Annotated in this window: 17 protein-coding genes; 8 read left to right on the plus strand and 9 right to left on the minus strand. The window is 65.8% G+C overall.

The window, feature by feature from the left end; translation table 11 throughout:
* Positions 1 to 38 precede the first annotated feature (38 nt).
* The 3 genes from L2I41_RS08165 to L2I41_RS08175 are packed head-to-tail and all read left to right on the plus strand — an operon-like array spanning position 39 to position 2680.
* On the plus strand, positions 39 to 1037 hold the full coding sequence (locus L2I41_RS08165) for an ABC transporter substrate-binding protein (protein WP_237153044.1): 999 nt from the start codon (positions 39 to 41) through the stop codon (positions 1035 to 1037).
* Positions 1038 to 1059: 22 nt separating this feature from the next.
* Positions 1060 to 1890, plus strand: a complete 831-nt coding sequence (locus L2I41_RS08170; protein ID WP_237153045.1) for an ABC transporter permease — start codon at positions 1060 to 1062, stop codon at positions 1888 to 1890.
* 1 nt (position 1891) lies between these two features.
* A complete protein-coding gene (locus L2I41_RS08175; protein ID WP_237153046.1) occupies positions 1892 to 2680 on the plus strand; it encodes an ABC transporter ATP-binding protein in 789 nt (262 codons plus the stop codon).
* Here the strand turns inward: L2I41_RS08175 and L2I41_RS08180 are convergent.
* From L2I41_RS08180 to hutI, 5 genes are read right to left on the minus strand one after another with little or no spacing between them, the layout of a single operon-like run.
* Positions 2677 to 3258: a HutD/Ves family protein gene (locus L2I41_RS08180; protein ID WP_237153047.1), complete on the minus strand. Its 582-nt coding sequence runs from the start codon at positions 3256 to 3258 to the stop codon at positions 2677 to 2679. The genes L2I41_RS08175 and L2I41_RS08180 overlap by 4 nt on opposite strands.
* On the minus strand, positions 3255 to 4922 hold the full coding sequence (gene hutU, locus L2I41_RS08185; protein ID WP_237153048.1) for a urocanate hydratase: 1668 nt from the start codon (positions 4920 to 4922) through the stop codon (positions 3255 to 3257). Before hutU ends, L2I41_RS08180 begins: the two co-directional genes overlap by 4 nt.
* 21 nt (positions 4923 to 4943) lie before the next feature.
* On the minus strand, positions 4944 to 5765 hold the full coding sequence (gene hutG / locus L2I41_RS08190; protein WP_237153049.1) for an N-formylglutamate deformylase: 822 nt from the start codon (positions 5763 to 5765) through the stop codon (positions 4944 to 4946).
* Positions 5762 to 7306, minus strand: a complete 1545-nt coding sequence (gene hutH, locus L2I41_RS08195; protein ID WP_237153050.1) for a histidine ammonia-lyase — start codon at positions 7304 to 7306, stop codon at positions 5762 to 5764. Before hutH ends, hutG begins: the two co-directional genes overlap by 4 nt.
* Positions 7303 to 8520 (minus strand): imidazolonepropionase, encoded by a 1218-nt coding sequence (gene hutI / locus L2I41_RS08200; RefSeq protein ID WP_237153051.1) that lies wholly within the window; start codon positions 8518 to 8520, stop codon positions 7303 to 7305. Before hutI ends, hutH begins: the two co-directional genes overlap by 4 nt.
* Positions 8521 to 8660: 140 nt before the next feature.
* Here hutI and L2I41_RS08205 point away from each other — a divergent pair, with 140 nt between their 5' ends.
* Both L2I41_RS08205 and hutC read left to right on the plus strand, forming a co-directional pair.
* Positions 8661 to 10013: a formimidoylglutamate deiminase gene (locus L2I41_RS08205; protein ID WP_237153052.1), complete on the plus strand. Its 1353-nt coding sequence runs from the start codon at positions 8661 to 8663 to the stop codon at positions 10011 to 10013.
* 120 nt (positions 10014 to 10133) lie between these two features.
* Positions 10134 to 10838, plus strand: coding sequence for a histidine utilization transcriptional repressor HutC (gene hutC, locus L2I41_RS08210; RefSeq protein ID WP_237153053.1), 705 nt, complete (start codon positions 10134 to 10136; stop codon positions 10836 to 10838).
* A 129-nt stretch (positions 10839 to 10967) separates the two neighbouring features.
* Here the strand turns inward: hutC and L2I41_RS08215 are convergent, their stop codons facing one another.
* The 3 genes from L2I41_RS08215 to L2I41_RS08225 form a co-directional block, all read right to left on the minus strand.
* Positions 10968 to 12398: a homospermidine synthase gene (locus tag L2I41_RS08215; protein ID WP_237153054.1), complete on the minus strand. Its 1431-nt coding sequence runs from the start codon at positions 12396 to 12398 to the stop codon at positions 10968 to 10970.
* A gap of 317 nt (positions 12399 to 12715) precedes the next feature.
* Entirely contained in the window at positions 12716 to 13774 is a 1059-nt protein-coding gene (gene hemH / locus L2I41_RS08220) for a ferrochelatase (RefSeq protein WP_237153055.1), read from the minus strand.
* Positions 13775 to 13867: 93 nt separating this feature from the next.
* Complete coding sequence (locus L2I41_RS08225) at positions 13868 to 14338, minus strand: response regulator (protein ID WP_255720135.1); 471 nt, start codon at positions 14336 to 14338, stop codon at positions 13868 to 13870.
* 518 nt (positions 14339 to 14856) lie between these two features.
* Here L2I41_RS08225 and L2I41_RS08230 point away from each other — a divergent pair.
* Both L2I41_RS08230 and L2I41_RS08235 read left to right on the plus strand, forming a co-directional pair.
* Positions 14857 to 15396, plus strand: a complete 540-nt coding sequence (locus tag L2I41_RS08230; RefSeq protein ID WP_237153057.1) for a TRAP transporter small permease subunit — start codon at positions 14857 to 14859, stop codon at positions 15394 to 15396.
* 85 nt (positions 15397 to 15481) lie between these two features.
* Positions 15482 to 17146: a TRAP transporter large permease gene (locus L2I41_RS08235; protein ID WP_237153058.1), complete on the plus strand. Its 1665-nt coding sequence runs from the start codon at positions 15482 to 15484 to the stop codon at positions 17144 to 17146.
* A 74-nt stretch (positions 17147 to 17220) separates the two neighbouring features.
* Here the strand turns inward: L2I41_RS08235 and L2I41_RS08240 are convergent, their stop codons facing one another.
* A complete protein-coding gene (locus L2I41_RS08240) occupies positions 17221 to 18327 on the minus strand; it encodes a TRAP transporter substrate-binding protein (RefSeq protein ID WP_237153059.1) in 1107 nt (368 codons plus the stop codon).
* Between the two features lie 205 nt (positions 18328 to 18532).
* Between L2I41_RS08240 and L2I41_RS08245 the strand changes: the two genes are divergently transcribed.
* A complete protein-coding gene (locus tag L2I41_RS08245; protein ID WP_390634041.1) occupies positions 18533 to 19309 on the plus strand; it encodes a gamma-glutamyl-gamma-aminobutyrate hydrolase family protein in 777 nt (258 codons plus the stop codon).

A 19309-nucleotide genomic window follows, 5' to 3' on the forward strand; every position in this document is an offset into this window, starting at 1 on the left:
GTCTGCCGATGAAAGGGACGAAGATGATTGCCAGCCTGATGTCTCGCCGTGCCTCCCTGCTTGCCGCCGGTGCGGCGGTGGCCCTCGCCCTCGGTCTCGCTCCGGCGCTGGCCGGCGACATTCCGGCGACGCCGGAGCCGGGCACCTTCAAGATCGGCATCGAGCCCTGGCTCGGCTATGGTCAGTGGCATGTGGCCGCCAAGAAGGGCCTGTTCGCCAAGGCCGGTCTTGCCGATGCTCAGATCGTCAACTTCACGCAGGACAAGGACATCAACGCCGCGCTGGCCTCGGGCGAGCTTGACGGCGCCAACATCGCCACCCACACCGCCATCGGCATGGTCGCGGCCGGCCTGCCGGTGAAGATCGTGTCGTTGCTGGATTTCTCGCTCACTGCCGACGCCGTGCTCGCCGGCAAGGACGTCGCCACCGTTGCCGATCTCAAGGGCAAGAAGGTGGCCTTCGAGGAAGGCACCACCTCCGACATCCTCATCAACTATGCGCTCGCCAGCGCCGGCCTGACCATCGACGACATCGAGAAGGTGCCGATGCCCGCCTCCGACGCCGGCAGCGCGCTGATCGCCGGTCAGGTGCCGGTCGCCGTCACCTATGAGCCCTATATCTCGGTGGCCAAGGCGCAGAATGCCGACATCAAGCTGCTCTACACCGCCGGTGCCAACCCGGGCCTGATCTCCGACGTCTTCGTCGTGCGCGAAGAGGTGCTGAAGGAGCGTCCGGGCCAGGTGCTCGCCATGCTGAAGGCCTGGGATGCGGCGTTGGCCGACTACAAGGCCAACACCAAGGAAGACCGGGCCATCATCTCGGAAGCCGTCGGTGCCACGCCCGAGGATCTCGCCACCGCTTTCGACGGCGTGCAGTATTACTCGGCGGCCGAGGCGGCCAAGGCTTTCGCCGGCGACTTCAAGACCAAGACCTACGCTGACGTGCTGAAGGCTGCCAAGCAGGCCAAGCTGATCGATGCCGATCTCGCGCCGGAAGCGATCATCGACCCGTCCTTCGTCGACGCAGCGTCCAAGTAAGCCGGGCTAAGGGGCAAGACAGATGGCGGACGTCAAGGTCAACGGCAAGCCGGCGGTGAAGCGCCGCCGGAGTGCCTTCCGGATCGGTGAGGGCCTCAGCCGCCGCGCCTATGTCGGCATTGCCGGCACTGTCTTTGCCGCCTTCGTGCTCCTCTGGTGGGCCTCGACCGCGTCGGGGCTCATCAAGCCGATCTTCCTGCCCGGTCCGGACGCCGTCTGGGTCAAGATGGTGGCGCTTGCCGCCGACGGCACGCTGTGGGTCGATGCGGGCGCCAGCCTCTATCGCATGATGGTGGGCTTCCTGCTCGCCTCCGCCATGGCGATCCCGGTGGGCGTGCTGATCGGCTGCTTCCGCCCCTGGGAAGCGGCGATCGAACCCTTTGTCGATTTCGTCCGCTATATGCCGGTGGTCGCCTTCGTGCCGCTCACCATCCTGTGGGCCGGCACGTCCGACATCCAGAAATTCGTCATCATCTGGATCGGTACCTTCTTCCAGCAGGTGCTGATGGTGATGGACAATGTGAAGCGCGTGCCGCCCGACTTCGTCGGTCTCGGCCGCACGCTGGGCCTCAGCGAGTTCAAGATCCTCACCCGCATCGTGCTGCCGTCGTCGCTGCCGGGCATCTGGGACACGCTGCGCATCTCGCTCGGCTGGGCCTGGACCTGGCTGGTGCTGGCAGAACTGGTGGCGGCCACCTCGGGCCTTGGCTATCGCATCACCGTTTCGCAACGCTATTTCCAGACCCAGACCATCATTGGCTACATCCTGTTCCTCGGCATTCTCGGGCTGATCACCGATCAGTCGATGAAGGCGCTGGAGCGGGTGCTGTTCCGCTACGCGGCGAGGCGCTGACATGGCCGCTCCCAAGCTCTCCATCACCGGTCTCGAAAAGTGGTTTCCGTCCAAGTCCGGACCGGTGCAGGTTCTGGCCGACATCAACGTCGAGCTCGCCGACAATGAATTCGTCTCGCTGGTGGGCGCGTCCGGCTGCGGCAAGAGCACGCTTCTCTCCATCGTCGCGGGACTGCAGGACTTCGACGACGGCGTGGTGCTGATCGACGGCGCGCCGATCACCGGCCCCGGTCTCGACCGCGGCGTGGTGTTCCAGTCCTATACGCTCCTGCCCTGGCTGACGGCGATCGAGAATGTGGAGTTCGCCCTGAAGGCGGCCGGCAAGTCGGCGGGCGAATGCCGCGACATCGCCCGCGAACATATCGAGCTGGTCAAACTCACCCGCTTTGCCGACGCCTATCCGGCGCAGCTGTCCGGCGGCATGAAGCAGCGCGTCGCCATTGCCCGCGCACTGTCCTATCGCCCGAAGATGCTGCTGATGGACGAGCCCTTCGGTGCGCTCGACGCGCTGACTCGCCACCAGATGCAGGAACTGCTCACCCGCATCTGGGAAGAGCACCGGCTCACCGTGCTCTTTGTCACCCATGACGTGGAAGAGGCCGTCTATCTCTCCGATCGCATTCTGGCCATGAGCCTGCATCCGGGCCGCATTTCGGCGTCCTTCCATGTGGGCCTCGCGCGTCCGCGCACCCAGGATGTGATCTCCACGGCCGATTTCATCGCCCTGCAGAAGGATGTGCTGAAGGCGATCCGCGCCGGATCGCAGCAGGCGGAGGAACTTGAAGCTTAGTCGGCTATTTTCAGCTCGATGACGAGCGCGTCGGCCGCCTTGCTGCCCGCCTCGAGGCGATAGGTGCCGGCGCCTCCGATCAGGCTGTCGAAGCGGTCGAGCCTCAATTGCTGGCCTTCGGCGATCACCTCCAGACCGTCCGAGCGGCTCAGCAGGATCACCACCTCGTCTTGGCTGGTCACCAGCGCCTCCTGCCCTGACAGCACGCTCACGCGCGCCGTGCAGCGGCCCCGCCGTGTCATCACGTTGATGTCGGTGACCACACTGCCGATCAGGCGGGCGGCGGCGGGGGCGTCGCCGGCGAAGGCGAAGGGTGGGTCGTTGGGCGTCAGTGTCCGGCTGATGCCATCAACCATCAGATCGATGCCGTCGCCGTCCACCACCGTCAGCACGCGGTCGATGCCGGGGAACGCTGAGAAGGGGCCGTCCGAGGCCACCGTCGCCATGCTGATCCGCCACACGAAGTCCTCAAGCCCCGCGCCCGGCGGAAAGGCGGCGATCTCGCGCGTCTCGCCGCCGCCGTTCTTCCAGGGCGTGGGTTTCAGGTCGCGATGGCGGATCAGCCTGATGGCGCTCATCCCAGGATGCCCGGCAGGTCGAGGCCCTTCTCGCGCGCCCAGTCGCGGGCGATGTCATAGCCGGCGTCGGCGTGGCGCATGACGCCGGTGGCCGGGTCGTTCCACAGCACGCGGGCGAGGCGCTGGTCGGCGGCGTCTGAGCCGTCGCAGACGATCACCATGCCCGAATGCTGCGAGAAGCCCATGCCAACGCCGCCGCCATGATGCAGGCTGACCCAGGTCGCGCCCGAGGCGCAGTTGAGCAGCGCGTTGAGCAGCGGCCAGTCGGACACCGCGTCCGAGCCGTCGGCCATGGCTTCCGTCTCGCGGTTGGGCGAGGCGACGGAGCCCGAATCGAGGTGATCGCGGCCGATGACCACGGGGGCAGACAGTTCGCCTGTGCGCACCATCTCGTTGAAGGCAAGGCCGAGTCGGTGGCGGTCGCCGAGGCCGACCCAGCAGATGCGCGCCGGCAGGCCCTGGAAATGGATGCGCTTGGCCGCCATGTCGAGCCAGTTGTGCAGATGCGCATCGTCGGGGATCAGCTCCTTCACCTTGGCGTCGGTGCGGGCGATGTCTTCCGGATCGCCCGACAGCGCCGCCCAGCGGAACGGGCCGATGCCGCGGCAGAACAGCGGGCGGATATAGGCCGGCACGAAGCCGGGGAAAGCGAAGGCGTCGGTCACGCCTTCCTCGAAGGCCATCTGGCGGATGTTGTTGCCGTAGTCGACGGTGGGGATGCCGGCGTTCCAGAAGTCCAGCATGGCGCGCACATGCACGGCCATGGAGGCGCGGGCGGCCTTTTCCACCGCCTTGGGATCGGAGGCGCGCTTGTCTTCCCACTCGCCCAGCGTCCAGCCGATCGGCAGGTAGCCGTTGATCGGGTCATGGGCCGAGGTCTGGTCGGTGACGCAGTCGGGGCGGACGCCGCGACGGACCAGTTCGGGCAGGATTTCCGCGGCATTGCCGAGCAGGGCGACGGAGATGGCTTGTCTGTCGGCGGTGGCGCGGGCGATGATGGCGAGCGCGTCGTCGAGATCCTTGGCCTGCACGTCGACGTAGCCGGTGCGCAGGCGCATGTCGATGCGGCTCGGCTGGCATTCAATGGCAAGGCAGGCGGCGCCGGCCATGGTGGCGGCGAGCGGCTGGGCGCCGCCCATGCCGCCGAGCCCGGCGGTCAGGATCCACTTGCCGGCGAGGCTGCCGCCGAAGTGGCGACGGCCCATTTCCACGAAGGTCTCGTAGGTGCCCTGCACGATGCCCTGGCTGCCGATGTAGATCCAGGAGCCGGCCGTCATCTGGCCGTACATCATCAGGCCCTTGCGGTCGAGTTCGTGGAACTTGTCCCAGGTGGCCCAGTGCGGCACCAGGTTGGAGTTGGCGATCAGCACGCGCGGCGCGTCGGCATGGGTGCGGAACACGCCTACCGGCTTGCCCGACTGCACCAGCAGTGTCTGATCGGCCTCGAGCCGCTTCAGCGTCGCGACGATGCGGTCATAGCTCTCCCAGTCGCGGGCGGCGCGGCCGATGCCGCCGTAGACCACCAGCTCGCCGGGGCGCTCGGCCACGTCGGGGTCGAGATTGTTCATCAGCATGCGCAACGGCGCTTCGGTCAGCCAGCTCTTGGCCGAGAGCGTGGTGCCCCGGTCGGCGCGGATGACGCGGTCATTGTCGATACGGGTCATGGCTTGTTCCTCCCGGACAGGTCAGCGCCGCGCGGCGGCGAACAGGATGCAGGTGTTGAGGATCTGGCGCAGCGTGGCGCGGATCGGTTCGGCGTAGGCGGGATCGTAGGGTAGCGGCCAGTTGGCCTCGCTCACCGGGCCGACGGGCTCGTTCACGTAGGTGCGGCAGGCAAGTTCCATCTGCACCGCGTGCACGCCGCTCTCCGGGGTGCCGAAGGCACGGGTGATGATGCCGCCCTTGAAGCGGCCGTTGGTGACGGCTGTCCAGTTCGGTCCCGTGGCCAGCGCTGCGATCGCGGCCGTCAGCGCGGCATCGGCGGCCTTGCCGCTGTTGGTGCCGATGTTGAAGTTGGGCAGCGGCCCCTCGAAGAGGCGCGGGATCTCCGAGCGGATCGAATGGCAGTCGTAGAGCACCACGGTGGGATGGATGGCCCTGAGACGCTCGATCTCCGCCCGCAGCGCGGCGTGATAGGGCGCGTGATAGGCGAGCCGGCGGGCCTCGATCTCCTCGGCGTCCGGGGCCTGCCCGTCGCGGTAGAGCGGTTCGCCGTCGAAGGTGGTGGTCGGGCAGAGCTCGGTGGTCGCCTGCCCCGGATAGAGCGAGACGCCGCTGGGATCGCGGTTGACGTCGATCACCGTGCGCGAGATCGCCGTGTGCACGATGGTGGCGTCGAGCTCGGCGGCAAAATCATAGAGGCGGTCGATCCACCAGTCGGCGTCCTTGCGCGCCAGCCAGGGCGAGACGAGGCGCGGTTCCAGGTCGCGGAGATCGGTGCCCGTATGCGGCAGGCTGACGACCAGCGGTGCATTGCCACGGCGGACGGTGAGCCAGGCGCCGGTCATGCCACCTCTCCCGCAATGGCCGGCAGGGTGCAGCCCGCCACCAGCCTGGGCAGCTCGCCCGATGCCACCAGCGCGATGGCCGCTTCCATGTCCGGATGGAAATGCCGGTCGTCTTCCAGACGCGGCACGTCCTGGCGGAGCCGTGCGATCACCGCGCCGAGCGGCGCCGAGGTTGCCAACGGCGCGTGGAAGCCGCAGCCCTGCGCGGCGGCGAGCAGCTCGATGCCGATGACGGCGCGCACATTGGCGGCCATGGCGGCGAGGCGGCGGGCGCCGTGGGCGGCCATGGACACATGGTCTTCCTGATTGGCCGAGGTGGGGATGGAATCCACCGAGGCCGGATAGGCGCGCTGCTTGTTCTCCGACACCAGCGCCGCCGCCGTCACCTGCGGGATCATGAAGCCGGAGTTGAGGCCCGGCTTGGGCGTCAGGAAGGCCGGCAGGCCCGACAGCGCCGGGTCGACCAGCATGGCGATGCGCCGCTCGGCGATCGAGCCGATCTCGCACAGCGCCAGCGCGATCATGTCGGCGGCAAAGGCGACGGGTTCGGCGTGGAAGTTGCCGCCCGACAGCGCGGTGTCGTCCTCGGCAAAGATCAAGGGATTGTCGGAGACGCCGTTTGCCTCGATCTCCAGCGTCGCCGCCGCCTGGCGCAGCACGTCGAGCGCGGCGCCCATCACCTGCGGCTGGCAGCGCAGGCAATAGGGATCCTGCACCCGGTCGTCGCCTTCGACGTGGGAGGCGCGGATGGCGCTGCCCGTCATCAGGCCACGCAGCGCCGCGGCGGTTTCGATCTGGCCGCGATGGCGGCGCAGGGCGTGGATGCGCGGATCGAAGGGCGCGTCGGAACCGCGCGCCGCGTCGGTCGACAGCGCGCCGGTGACCAGCGCCGACTGGAAGACGATCTCCGCCTCGAACAGGCCGGCCAGCGCGTTGGCGGTGGAGAATTGCGTGCCGTTGAGCAGCGCCAGACCTTCCTTGGCACCGAGCGTGATCGGGGCGAGCCCGGCCGCGGTGAGGGCGTCCACGGCGCTCAGCCGCTTGCCCTGATGCAGCGCCTCGCCGACGCCGATCATCACGGCGGTCATATGCGACAGCGGCGCCAGATCGCCCGAGGCGCCCACCGATCCCTGCTCGGGCACCAGCGGGATCACGTCGCGGGCGAGCATGGCTTCCAGCAGGTCCAGCGTCGCCGGGCGGATGCCCGAGGCCCCCTGGGCGAGGCTCGCAAGCTTCAGCGCCATCATCAGCCGGGTGATAGCGGCGGACAGCGGCGCGCCGGTGCCGGCGGCATGCGACAGCACGATATTGCGCTGGAGCGTTTCGAGGTCTTCGGCGGCGATGCGCACGCTCGCCAGCTTGCCGAAGCCGGTGTTGATGCCATAGACCGGCTCGCCCTTGGCGAGGATGCGGTCGACGGCCGCCGCACTCGCCGCCACGGCCGCACGGCAGGACGGATCGAGCGTGGGCACGGCGCCCTGATAGATGGCGCGCCAGTCGGCGAGCGTTGCCTGGCCGGGGATGAGACGGATCGCGGTCATTGACCTCTCCAGAAGCGACGGTGAAGCGGGTTGAAGCCCATGCGGTAGACGAGTTCCGCCGGGCGGTTGACGGACCAGACGGCGAGATCGGCCCATTTGCCGGCCTCGATGGTTCCGGTCTCCGTGTGGAGGCCGAGGGCGTGGGCGGCGTTGGTGGTGACGGCGCGCAAGCACTCCTCCACCGTCAGGCCGAACAGCGTTGCGCCCATGTTCATGGTCAGCAGCAGCGAGGTGAGCGGCGAGGTGCCGGGGTTCATGTCGGTGGCCAGCGCCAGCTTGACGCCGGCGCGGCGGAACAGGTCCACCGGCGGCTTCCTGGTCTCGTGGATGAAATAGAAGGCGCCCGGCAGCAGCACGGCGACGGTGCCGGCGGCGGCCATGGCGGCGGCGCCTGCCTCATCGGTATATTCGAGATGGTCGGCCGATAGCGCCCCGTGACGGGCGGCAAGACCGGCACCGCCGAGGTTGGACAGCTGGTCGGCGTGCAGCTTCACCTTGAGCCCGCGTTGTTCTGCGGCGGCGAAGACGCGCTCCATGTCCTCGGGCGAAAAGGCGATCGTTTCGCAGAAGCCGTCGACGGCGTCGACAAGGCCTTCGTCGGCCAGTGCCGGCAGCATGTCCTTGATGACGCTCTCCACATAGCCGGCCTTGTTGCCGGCAAATTCCGGCGGCAGCGCGTGTGCGCCGAGAAACGTGGTGCGGATGCCCACTGGGCGAATTTCGCCGAGTTCGCGCGCTACGCGCAGCGTCTTGGCTTCGTTCTCGAGGTCGAGGCCGTAGCCCGACTTGATCTCGACGGTGGTGACGCCCTCGGCGATCAGTGCGTCGAGCCGCGGAAGGCTCTCGGCCATCAGCTCGGCCTCCGAGGCTGCCCGAAGCGCCTTCACCGAGGAGACGATGCCGCCGCCAGCGCGGGCGATCTCCTCATAGGTGGCGCCGGCGAGGCGAAGTTCGAACTCATGGGCGCGGTCGCCGGCGTGGACCAGATGGGTGTGGCAGTCGATGAGGCCCGGCGTCACCCAGCGCCCGCCGACGTCGATCACCTCGGCTGAGCCGCGCAAACTTCCCGGCAGATCGGCCTCGGGGCCGGCATAGACGATGCGGCCGTCGGCCATGGCGATGGCGCCGTCTTCGACGATGCCAAGGCCATCCGGCCCCGCCAGGGTGGCGAGGCGTGCGTTCACGATCAGCCTGTCCGGTGTCTTCGTCGCCATGGTGCGGTCCTCGTCCTGTCCGGCGCCATTTTATGTCTAGACATACACAAATGTATAGACATAATATCGACAAATGCAAGAGGACGCCCGAGCGCATCCGCTCCGGGCATCCGGCCTGTCGGCAGGGGAAGGCTTGGGGCATGACGACGATCCACGCAAAGGCGGCGCTGACACCGGACGGCTGGCGCGAAAACCTGCGCATCCGCGTCGAGAACGGCCTGATCTCGGCCCTTGAGACCGGCGAAGCGCTGGCTGGCGACATCTGCCACGCCGTTGTCGTCCCCGGCATGCCCAACCTGCACAGCCACGCTTTCCAGCGCGGCATGGCCGGTCTTGCCGAGACGCGCGGTGCCTCGCGCGATTCCTTCTGGAGCTGGCGCGAGGTGATGTATCGCTTCGCCCTGACGCTCTCGCCCGAGCAGGTCGAGGCGGTGGCGGCCGAACTCTACATCGAGATGCTCGAAGCCGGCTTCACGCGGGTCGGCGAGTTCCACTATCTGCATCACGATCTCGACGGCCGCGCCTATGCCGATCCGGCCGAAATGGCCGCCCGCATTGCCGCTGCCGCCGGCGCGGCAGGCATCGGCCTCACCCTGTTGCCGGTCTTCTATGCCCATTCGAACTTCGGCGGGGCCGCACCGGCGTCCGGTCAACGGCGGTTCCTCAACGATCTCGATGGCTTTGCCGCCCTGCTCGATGGTGCCCGACGACATGTGGCCGCGCTTCCCGGCGGCGCGGTGGGCCTTGCCCCGCACAGCCTGCGCGCCGTGACGGCCGAGGAACTGGCAGCGCTGACGGACCTGGCCGGTTCGGGCCCTGTCCATATCCACATTGCCGAACAGACGGGCGAGGTCGAGGCCTGTCTGACCGCCACGGGCGCCCGCCCGGTCGAGTGGCTCCTCGATCATGCGGCGGTCGATCCCCGCTGGTGCCTGGTGCACGCCACCCACATGACCGCGGACGAGACGGCGCGCCTTGCCAGAAGCGGCGCGGTGGCCGGCCTTTGCCCGATCACCGAGGCCAATCTCGGTGACGGCATCTTCTCCGGCGCTGCCTTTGCCGGTGCCGGCGGTGCCTGGGGCATCGGCTCGGATTCCAATGTTGAGCTATCTGTCGCCGGTGAACTGCGGATGTTCGAATATTCGCAGCGTCTCGCCGCCCGGGCACGCAACGTCATGTCGCTTCGCGAAGGCTCCACCGGACGCCAGCTGTTCGATGCGGCGCTCGCCGGCGGCGCCCGTGCGCTCGGCGTCGAGGCGGGTCTTGCGATCGGGGCACCGGCTGACTTCGTCACGCTGCGCGCCGATCATCCCGCCGTGGTGGGGCGCGGCGGCGATGCGCTTGTCGATGGCTGGATCTTCTCGGCCGGCAACGGCCTTGTGGATTGCGTCTATGCCCGCGGTCGCAAATGCGTCGAGGGCGGGCGGCATGTGGCCCGGCCGGCGATCGAAGCCCGTTTTAGGCAAACCCTGCAGGCTGTTCTTAGCGCCTGACGGCCGGGGTGCGGAAAATCCCTGCACCGGCGGTTGACAGTCAGCGCCTTCACGGGATCAAATTCGATCCACCCTGTTTCGATCGTCCGGCAGAGCCCGGATGCAATCTGGCGAGTGTCCATGTCGCTGCATCAGCAAATTCGGGCCGAGATCGAACAGCATATCTTTTCCGGTGATTGGCCGCCCGGCCACCGCATTCCCTTCGAGCACGAGCTGACCGCGCTCTATGGCTGCTCGCGCATGACCGTCAACAAGGTGCTCACGGAGCTTGCCAAATCCGGCCTGATCGAGCGTCGGCGCAAGGCCGGCAGTTTTGTCACCCGGCCGCATTCGCAGGCGGTGGTGATCGACATCCACGACATCAAGGCGGAAGTGTCGAGCCGTGGGCTGCCCTATCATTTCGAGCTGACCAAGCGCAGCCGCCGCCGGGCGCTGAGCGCCGACCGCAAGCGTCTCGATGTCGGGATCAGCGATCAGGTGCTGGACATCGAATGCCGGCATTTTGCCGGTGGCCGGCCCTTCTGTCTCGAAAGCCGGCTGATCAACCTCTCTGTCGTTCCCGAGGCGGCGGACGAGACCTTCGACGATGCGCCCCCCGGCACCTGGCTGATGCGGCAGGTGCCCTGGACGGAGGCCGAACATCGCATCCGCGCCGTCGGCGCCGACGCCAGGGCCGCCGCCGCGCTGGACCTGCCCGAGGGCACCGCCTGTCTGGTGATCGATCGCCATACCTGGCGGGCCGAGCAGCCGGTCACCGCCGTCTCGCTCATCTATCCCGGCGACGCGCACGAACTGGTCGCCCGTTTCACCCCGTCGCAGACATGATGCTCAGCGCCAAGATGCTGACGCATCGGCTCGTTGCATCCGGTTCGAATTTCTGATCTGCATCAGGGGCATGAGACGTTCGAGATGGGAGAGCTGCGGCGCGCGCCGCAGCTCTCGATCCTTCGCAACTCAGCGCACCAGGATGTTGCGGAAGCTCCAGGGCGAGGCCTCGTCGATGTCCTCGGGGAAGAAGCCCGGGCGCCCTTCGAGCGGGGTCCAGTCGGTGTAATAGCCCTTCACCGGCCCGAGATAGGGCATCTGCACCTCGAGGCAGCGCTCGTGGTCCATCTCGTCGGTCTCGACGATGCCGGCGTCGGGGTTTTCCAGCGCCCAGACGATGCCCGCCAGCACGGCCGAGGTGACCTGCAGGCCGGTGGCATTCTGATAGGGGGCGAGCTTGCGCGCCTCGTCGATGGAGAGCTGCGAGCCGTACCAGTAGGCGTTCTTCTCGTGGCCGAACAGCAGCACGCCCAGTTCATCCGAACCGTCGACAATGTCCTTTTCGGAGAGAACATGGGTGTCGGCCTGCATCTGGCCGCCCTGGCCGAACATTTCATGCAGCGACAGCACCGCCACATTGGCCGGGTGATAGGCATAGTGGCAGGTGGGACGGTAGGCCGGCTTGGCGCCCTCGCCGACGGTGTAATAGTCGGAGATGGAGATGGCCTCATTGTGGGTCACCAGGAAGCCGAACTGCGGACCGGGCGTCGGGCACCAGGTGCGCACGCGCGTGTTGGCGCCGGCCTGCAGCAGGTAGATGGCGGCCTGACAACCGGCGTCGTGATGGCGGGCGGTGTCCGGCTCCCAGGTCTCGAACGTGCCCCAGCCAAGCTCGGCCGGCTGCAATCCTTCGGAGACGAAGCCGTCCACCGACCAGGTGTTGCGGAACACGTGCATGGAATGGGGAATGCGCGTGCGCTGAGTGTCGCGCTCGGCAATGTGGATGCCCTTGACGCCGACGCGCTGCATCAGCGCGGCCCAGTCGGCGCGGTTCTTCGGCTTGTCATAGGCAAGCCCCATGTCGTCGGCGAGGTTGGTGAGCGCCACCTTGACGAACCAGCTGACCATGCCCGGATTGGCGCCGCAGCAGGACACCGCCGTCGAACCGCCGGGATTACTGCGCTTCTCGGCGCGCACGGCTTCACGCAGGGCGTAGTTGGTGCGGTCGCTCGGGTGGGCGTCCTTGTCGAAATAGAAACCTTCCCAGGGCTCGACCACGGTATCGATGTAGAGCGAGCCGATCTCCCGGCAGAGCTTCATGATGTCGAGCGAGGAGGTGTCGACCGAGAGGTTGATGCAGAAGCCCTGGCCACCGCCTTCGGTGAGCAGCGGGGTCAGCAGTTCGCGGTAGTTCTCTTCGGTCACAGCGGCCTGGATGAACTTGATACCGTGATAGGCCAGAATGTCCTTGCCCTTGTCGCTTGGGTCAATCACCACAAAGCGTGATCGGTCGAAGTCGAGATGCCGTTCGATGAGCGGCAGCGTGCCGCGCCCAATGGATCCAAAACCGATCATTACGATGGGACCGGAAATCGTGCCATGCACGGTCCATGCGTTCATTCAAACCTCTCCTTAATCGGCACCCCGGGTGCCGGTTCATCTCCACGTCTTTCAGGTCAACGGGAATTGCGGGAAAAAAGGTCAACGGCGGCGCCTGGTGCCATTTCATGCCGGACCATAGAGTTGTCATTACATAGAGTGCGACGGTCATAGTCAAGATTGCCGCGAAAATTCCGTATCTTGCCGGATCAATCGGCGCGTTTGACTGAGACTTTTCCTTGGCCGGGAAGCAAAAAGGCCGGGCGTGCGGCCCGGCCTTGACGGAAAAAGCTGGCGAACGCCTCGGTCCGCCGGCTTAGAACATTCGAAAGGTTTGGTCAGACCCAGCCCTTGAGCTCGCGGCGCACCACGGCCTCGATCACGTCGACGCCCGGCGCACTGTCGTTGAGGCAGGGGATGTGGCTGAACTTCTCGCCGCCGGCGTGACGGAAGATCTCGGCATTCTCGCCGGCGATCTCTTCAAGCGTTTCCAGGCAGTCCGACACGAAGCCGGGGGTCGCCACGGCGATGCGCTTGACGCCGGACCTGGCCAGCGCCTCGACGGTCTTGTCGGTATAGGGCTGCAGCCATTCCTCCGGCCCGAAGCGCGACTGGAAGGTGATCTTGAGCTTGTCCTTGTCCCAGCCGAGCCGTTCGCGCAGCAGCCGTGCCGTCTTCTGGCAATGGCAATAGTATGGGTCGCCCTTGGCAAAATAGCTCTGGGGGATGCCGTGGAACGAGGTCAGCACCACCTCCGGCTCCCAGTCGAGCGTGGCAAGATGGCTCTCGATCGACCCGGCGACGGCGTCGATATAGGCGGGGTCGTCGTGATAGGGCGGCACGGTGCGCAGGGCCGGCTGCCAGCGCTGCTTAAGGAGATATTCGAAGACCTTGTCGTTGACGGTCGCCGTGGTTGCTGCCGCATATTGCGGATAGAGCGGATAGACGAGGATGCGTTCGCAGCCCTTGGCCTTCAGCGCGTCCATGCGTTCGGCGATGGAGGGATTGCCGTAGCGCATGGCCCAGTCCACCTCGACGCCCGCGAGGTCGGCGAGTCGGCCCTGCAACTGTTCGGCCTGCGAGCGGGTGAAGGTCCTGAGCGGGCTCTCGTTGCGCTCGCGGTTCCAGATGGTGTCGTAGTCCTTGCCCTTCCTGGCCGGGCGGACATTGAGAATGATCCCGTAGAGCACCGGATACCACTTCCAGCGCGGCACCTCGATGACGCGGCGGTCCGTCAGGAACTCCTCGAGATAGCGGCGCATGGATTTCTTGTCGGTGCCGTCGGGCGTTCCGAGGTTGACCAGCAACACGCCGATGCGTCCAAAGGCTACGGGCGGGTGTCCCGCCGGCAGGGCGTGGGTCTTGGCAGGGGCCGTCATGTCCATCGCGCGCGTCATCCCAGGGTCAGGCAAAAGCCGGAAACGACTTTCATCCTGCCGAGATAGGCGGAGTTAGGCGCGCTCGCAAGAGTGCTTCGGAGGGGATCGGGCTCAGTCCAGGAGATAGCGGTCGGCGACCTTGAACCAGAAGTCGACGATGGTGCGAACGATTTCGCCCATGCCTTCCTGCGTTTCCGGCTTGGAGATCACGGCATTGGCCCCGAAGTCATAGGCGCGCCGGATGGCGCCTGGATCGGTGCCACGGGTCAGAACCACCACGGGCAGGGCCTTGTGACGGGGATCGCGCCGCATCTGGGTGAGCAGGCGAGGGGCGTCGGACCCGGGCAGGTCGAAGTCGAGAATCACAAGGTCGGGGCTGGACGACTTGTCGGTCTGGCCACGATCGATCTGCTCCATGGCCTCTGCCGCGTTGGACGCTGTTGATATGGCCAGGGATATCGGGGATTGTGATAGCAACCGATAAATCACGCGCAAGTCGTTTTGGCTGCCCTCGACGATCAGAATGCGCGCGTCACTATCGTTAGGTCGTAAAAATTTCTGATCCGAGTCCAGGGTCGTCAAGGTTGTACGTCAGCTCATTTCCGGCCTATCGATTGCAAAATTGCACTCAATAGTTGATTTATACACGCCATGTATCTATATGCTACATGAAATTTACCTCAATTGAAATAGCTTGGCTGTTGAAAGTTGTTTCGTTGCGTGGAATTCGCAGGTCTGGCGACAGTATGTGCCATTCATCTATAAAATCTCACAATGCGATTGCCAAACTACACATGCCTTTTGCGATATATTTGCCATGTATAGCATCATTCAACCCAATATTTCCCCGCAGGATTGCATCCTGCCGCGGTTGCAGGGGCGGACCCGACGCCTCGTGGCGCATCGGCTTGCCGCACTTCGGCCCCAGCAGCGCACACTTGCGTCAACCTGCCGCGGTGTCTGGATGTGCGATCAAAGGACCGACTTTGCCGGCTCTACTACGGGAGACTACGTGATTTTGATTGCATTGTGCCGTAAGATCCAGACAAAGGCCGGCGCCGTGAGGAGGTTCCGGTCAGAAAAAGCGGGGGGAGGCAGGGATGAGGGGGCTGTTGCAGCTGTGCAGGGGCATTGATCTCCTGAACACACAAGTGAACCGTCTTGCGAAGTGGCTCTTGCTGGTCGCCATCTTCGTCAGCGTCGGCAATGCGCTGATGCGGAAGCTTTTCTCGATCAGCTCCAACGCCTATCTCGAACTGCAGTGGTATCTGTTCTCCGCTGTCTTCCTGCTCTGCGCCGGCTATGCGCTGCTGCGCGGAGAGCATGTGCGCATCGACCTCATCTACGGTCGTCTTTCGCGCCGGACGCAGATCCTGATCGAGATCTTCGGCACGCTGGTCTTTCTCCTGCCCTTCTGCGTCATCACGGTCGATCTCGTGTGGCCGGTCGTGGTCGACAAGTTCCACTCCGGCGAAACCTCGCCCAACGAGGGGGGGCTGTTGTTCTGGCCGGCCTGGGCGCTGATCCCGGCTGGCTTCACCCTGCTCGGATTGCAAGGGGTCTCTGAACTGATCAAGCGGATCGCCTTCCTGACCGGCGATGGGCCGGATCCCCTGCGCGACCAGATCAAGTCCCACTAAGCGGCCGTCGACCTGACCTTTCAGGCCCCGCTTCCATTGTCGCTCGGAAATCATCTTCCAGCCAACCGCCGGTGAGACCATCCCGATGCTTGCATTCCTGGCTGAAAATCTCGCGCCGATCATGTTTGCGGCGCTCGTCCTGTTCATGTTGCTGGGCTATCCCGTTGCCTTCGCCCTGGCCGCCTGCGGCTTCTTCTTCGGCGTCGTCGGCATCGAGCTCGACCTGTTGTCGCCCAATCTGTTCCAGGCCATGCCCGATCGCATCTGGGCGACCATGGGCAATGAAACGCTGCTGGCGATCCCCTTCTTCACCTTCATGGGGTTGATCCTCGAGCGATCCGGCATGGCGGAGGATCTGCTCGACACCATCGGCCAGCTGTTCGGGCCGGTGCGCGGTGGTCTCGCCTATGCGGTGATCTTCGTCGGCGCGCTGCTTGCGGCCACCACCGGCGTGGTCGCCGCGTCGGTCATTTCCATGGGGCTGATCTCCCTGCCAATCATGCTGCGTTATGGCTATGACCGCCGCATCGCCGCCGGTACCATCGCCGCCTCGGGCACGCTGGCGCAGATCATCCCGCCGAGCCTGGTGCTCATCGTTCTGGCCGACCAGCTTGGCCGTTCGGTCGGCGACATGTACAAGGGCGCCTTCATTCCCGGTCTGGTGCTCACCGGCTTCTACGCCGGCTTCATTCTCCTCGTCTCGATCTTCCGTCCCCACTATGTGCCGGCGCTGCCGCCGGAGGCGCGGACGCTCAGGGGCATGAAGCTGCTCTTCAAGGTGGTCACCACGCTGGTGCCGCCGCTGGTCCTGATCTTTCTTGTGCTCGGCACCATCTTCATCGGTCTTGCCACGCCCACCGAAGGCGGGGCCATGGGCGGCGCCGGCGCGTTGCTGCTGGCGCTCGTCAATCGGCGCCTCAACATGACGATGATCCGGCAGGCGCTCGACACCACGGCGCGGCTGTCGGCTTTCGTGGTGTTCATCCTGCTGGGGGCGCGCGTCTTTTCGCTCACCTTCTACGGCATCAACGGCCACGTCTGGGTCGAGCATCTGTTGACCGCCATTCCCGGCGGGCAGCTGGGCTTCCTGATCGTCGTCAACGTCATCGTCTTCTTTCTGGCCTTCTTCCTCGATTTCTTCGAACTGGCCTTCATCATCGTTCCCTTGCTGGCGCCGGTTGCCGACAAGCTCGGGATCGATCTCATCTGGTTCGGCGTGCTCCTGGGCGTCAACATGCAGACGTCGTTCATGCATCCGCCTTTCGGCTTTGCCCTGTTCTATCTGCGTTCGGTGGCGCCGGAGCGGGCCTATCCGGACAAGGTGACGGGCAAGATGATCAACCCGGTCACCACGATGCAGATCTATTACGGGGCCATTCCCTTCGTGCTGATCCAGATCCTGATGGTGGCGCTGGTGATCGCCTTCCCGGGCATCGTCGACTACAAGTCCAACGCGCCGCTGGTCGACCCGGCGACGGTTCGCATCGATCTTCCGACGCCGGCCGGCGGCGCCGGGTCCAATCCCTTTGGTGGCGGAGCCGGGGCCAATCCCTTTGCGCCGCCGGGCGGAGCGGCAGCGCCGAGCTTCGGAACGCCCGCGCCGGATTTCGGAGCGCCTGCGCCCGCGGCTCCGGCGGCGCCGCCGTCCGGCCTGCCGGCACCTGATTTTGGCGCACCCGCTCCGTCCGCCCCGACAACGCCTCCATCCGGCTTGCCCGCCCCGGATTTCGGCGCCCCACCCAAGCCCTGAACGGCAAACCGGCCCGGATTGCTCCGGGCCGGCTCGTTTCGTGGCCTGTCTTCAGATCCGTGGACGCGTCCGGCTTACTTGCCGGCGGCCTGCTGGGCGTAGACATAGGAGTCGTAGTTGTATTCCGCCACGCGGAACCACTGGTAGGTTTCCGTGCGGAACTGCTTCCAGGGTTCATAGATCTTCTTGAAGTTGGCATTGGTGCTGGACAGGTCGTCATAGATCTTGAACGACGCGTCGTAGGCGGCATCCAGGATCTCGCGGCTGAAGGGGCGCAGCTGCACGCCCTTGGCCACCAGCGAGCGGATGGCCGTGTTGTTCTTCACGTCATACTTGGCCTGCATGACAGCGTTGGCCAGCGCGGCCGCAGCATTGAGGATGGCCTTGTAGCTTTCCGGCAGGGCGTCGAACTTGGCCTTGTTGAACATGAAGTGCAGCGAGGCCGAACCTTCCCAGAAGCCCGGGTAATAGTAGAACTTGGCGACCTGATAGAAGCCGAGCTTCTCGTCGTCATAGGGGCCGACCCATTCGGTGGCGTCGATGGTGCCCTTTTCCAGCGCCGGATAGATGTCGCCGCCGGGGATCTGCTGCGGCACGGCGCCGAGCGCGGCCAGGATCTTGCCGCCCATGCCGCCGATGCGCATCTTCAGGCCGTTGAGGTCGGCCACGGTGCTGATCTCCTTGCGGAACCAGCCGCCCATCTGCGTGCCGGTGTTGCCGCCGAGCATGGAGACCACGCCGTAATTGCCATAGAACTCGTCGAGCAGCTGCTGGCCGCCGCCCTCGTAGATCCAGGCATTCTGCTGGCGGGCGTTGAGGCCGAAGGGCAGCGCGGTGCCGAAGGCGAAGGTCGGGTCCTTGCCCACATAATAGTAGGAGGCGGTGTGGCAGCACTCCACGGTGTCATTCTGCACGGCGTCGAGCGCCTGCGGGCCGGGCACCAGTTCGCCGGCCGGGAACACCTGGATCTGGAACTTGCCGCCGGTGGCATCCGACACGGCCTTGGCCATCACTTCGGCGGCGCCGAAGATGGTGTCCAGCGTCTTCGGAAAGCTGGAGGTCAGGCGCCACTTGATGGTGGGCATGTCCTCGGCCAGCGCGGGCGCTGCGAGCGGCGCGGTGCCGACGGCGGCGCCGGTGGTTACCATACCGGCCTTCTTGATGAATGAACGACGATCCATGTGCTGTTCCCCCTCCTTTGAACGTCTGGCCAGAGCGCCCCGGCCCGTTGAAGCCGGAGTCTTTGCATCGCAATCATTTCGCGTTTTGCTGGTCACTCTCCCGCCGCAATAAAAGCCGAAGTCGCAACGGGACTCAAGACGACATCTTGTGCCGCACACTTCACCCTTCGGGCTGGCTTGACGAAGCGCTGCCGGCCTGCTGAAACTGGCGCCCCGCTTGAAGGAATTGAGTATGTCTGCCCCTGTTGTGCTCGTTACCCCCGATGTCCGCCATTTCCAGGGCTATGCCTGGCATGCTGCCCCGTCCACCTATCTGCAGGCGACGCTGACACAGGCCGGGGTGATGCCGCTGATCGTGCCGGCCTTCGGCGATCGGCTCGACTTCGATGCGATTCTCGATCGTGCCGACGGGCTTGTCTGCACGGGCTCGCGCTCCAACGTGCATCCGCGCAACTTCGGCGTCGAGCCGCATCCGTCCATGGAGCCCTTCGACGAGGAGCGCGATGCGACCACCTTGCCGCTCATCCGCCGGGCCATCGAGCGCGGTGTGCCGCTGCTGTGCATCTGCCGTGGCCTGCAGGAGCTCAACGTTGCGCTGGGAGGCAGCCTGATTTCAGAGGTGCAGGATCTCGATGGCCGCATGGATCACCGTGCGCCCGAGTCCGAGGTGATGGCCGAACGCTTCGTCATCCGCCATCCGGTGCAGGTGGTGGCCGGCGGCTGCCTCGGTCGCGTACTCAATGCCGACAAGGTCGACGTCAATTCGCTGCACCGGCAGGCCATCGGCCATCTGTCGGATCGCCTTGCCATCGAGGCGCTGGCCCCCGACGGCACCATCGAGGCTGTCTCGGTCAAGGATGCGCCGGGCTTCACGCTCGGCGTCCAGTGGCATCCGGAGTTCTGGGCCGCCACCGATGGCCCCTCGCAAGCCATCTTCGGCGCCTTCGGCGACGCCGCACGGGCCTATGCCGGGCGTCGCTGA

Origin of the sequence: Oryzibacter oryziterrae (genome assembly GCF_021864535.1) — a bacterium.
Lineage (GTDB): Bacteria > Pseudomonadota > Alphaproteobacteria > Rhizobiales > Pleomorphomonadaceae > Pleomorphomonas > Pleomorphomonas oryziterrae.

Excerpts from the sequence above, each read along its gene's own strand:
- L2I41_RS08165 (WP_237153044.1), top strand. The coding sequence starts at position 39 with ATGTCTCGCCGTGCCTCCCTGCTTGCCGCCGGTGCGGCGGTGGCCCTC.
- L2I41_RS08170 (WP_237153045.1), top strand. The coding sequence starts at position 1,060 with ATGGCGGACGTCAAGGTCAACGGCAAGCCGGCGGTGAAGCGCCGCCGG.
- L2I41_RS08175 (WP_237153046.1), top strand. The coding sequence starts at position 1,892 with ATGGCCGCTCCCAAGCTCTCCATCACCGGTCTCGAAAAGTGGTTTCCG.
- L2I41_RS08180 (WP_237153047.1), bottom strand. The coding sequence starts at position 3,258 with ATGAGCGCCATCAGGCTGATCCGCCATCGCGACCTGAAACCCACGCCC.
- hutU (WP_237153048.1), bottom strand. The coding sequence starts at position 4,922 with ATGACCCGTATCGACAATGACCGCGTCATCCGCGCCGACCGGGGCACC.
- hutG (WP_237153049.1), bottom strand. The coding sequence starts at position 5,765 with ATGACCGGCGCCTGGCTCACCGTCCGCCGTGGCAATGCACCGCTGGTC.
- hutH (WP_237153050.1), bottom strand. The coding sequence starts at position 7,306 with ATGACCGCGATCCGTCTCATCCCCGGCCAGGCAACGCTCGCCGACTGG.
- hutI (WP_237153051.1), bottom strand. The coding sequence starts at position 8,520 with ATGGCGACGAAGACACCGGACAGGCTGATCGTGAACGCACGCCTCGCC.
- L2I41_RS08205 (WP_237153052.1), top strand. The coding sequence starts at position 8,661 with ATGACGACGATCCACGCAAAGGCGGCGCTGACACCGGACGGCTGGCGC.
- hutC (WP_237153053.1), top strand. The coding sequence starts at position 10,134 with ATGTCGCTGCATCAGCAAATTCGGGCCGAGATCGAACAGCATATCTTT.
- L2I41_RS08215 (WP_237153054.1), bottom strand. The coding sequence starts at position 12,398 with ATGAACGCATGGACCGTGCATGGCACGATTTCCGGTCCCATCGTAATG.
- hemH (WP_237153055.1), bottom strand. The coding sequence starts at position 13,774 with ATGACGCGCGCGATGGACATGACGGCCCCTGCCAAGACCCACGCCCTG.
- L2I41_RS08230 (WP_237153057.1), top strand. The coding sequence starts at position 14,857 with ATGAGGGGGCTGTTGCAGCTGTGCAGGGGCATTGATCTCCTGAACACA.
- L2I41_RS08235 (WP_237153058.1), top strand. The coding sequence starts at position 15,482 with ATGCTTGCATTCCTGGCTGAAAATCTCGCGCCGATCATGTTTGCGGCG.
- L2I41_RS08240 (WP_237153059.1), bottom strand. The coding sequence starts at position 18,327 with ATGGATCGTCGTTCATTCATCAAGAAGGCCGGTATGGTAACCACCGGC.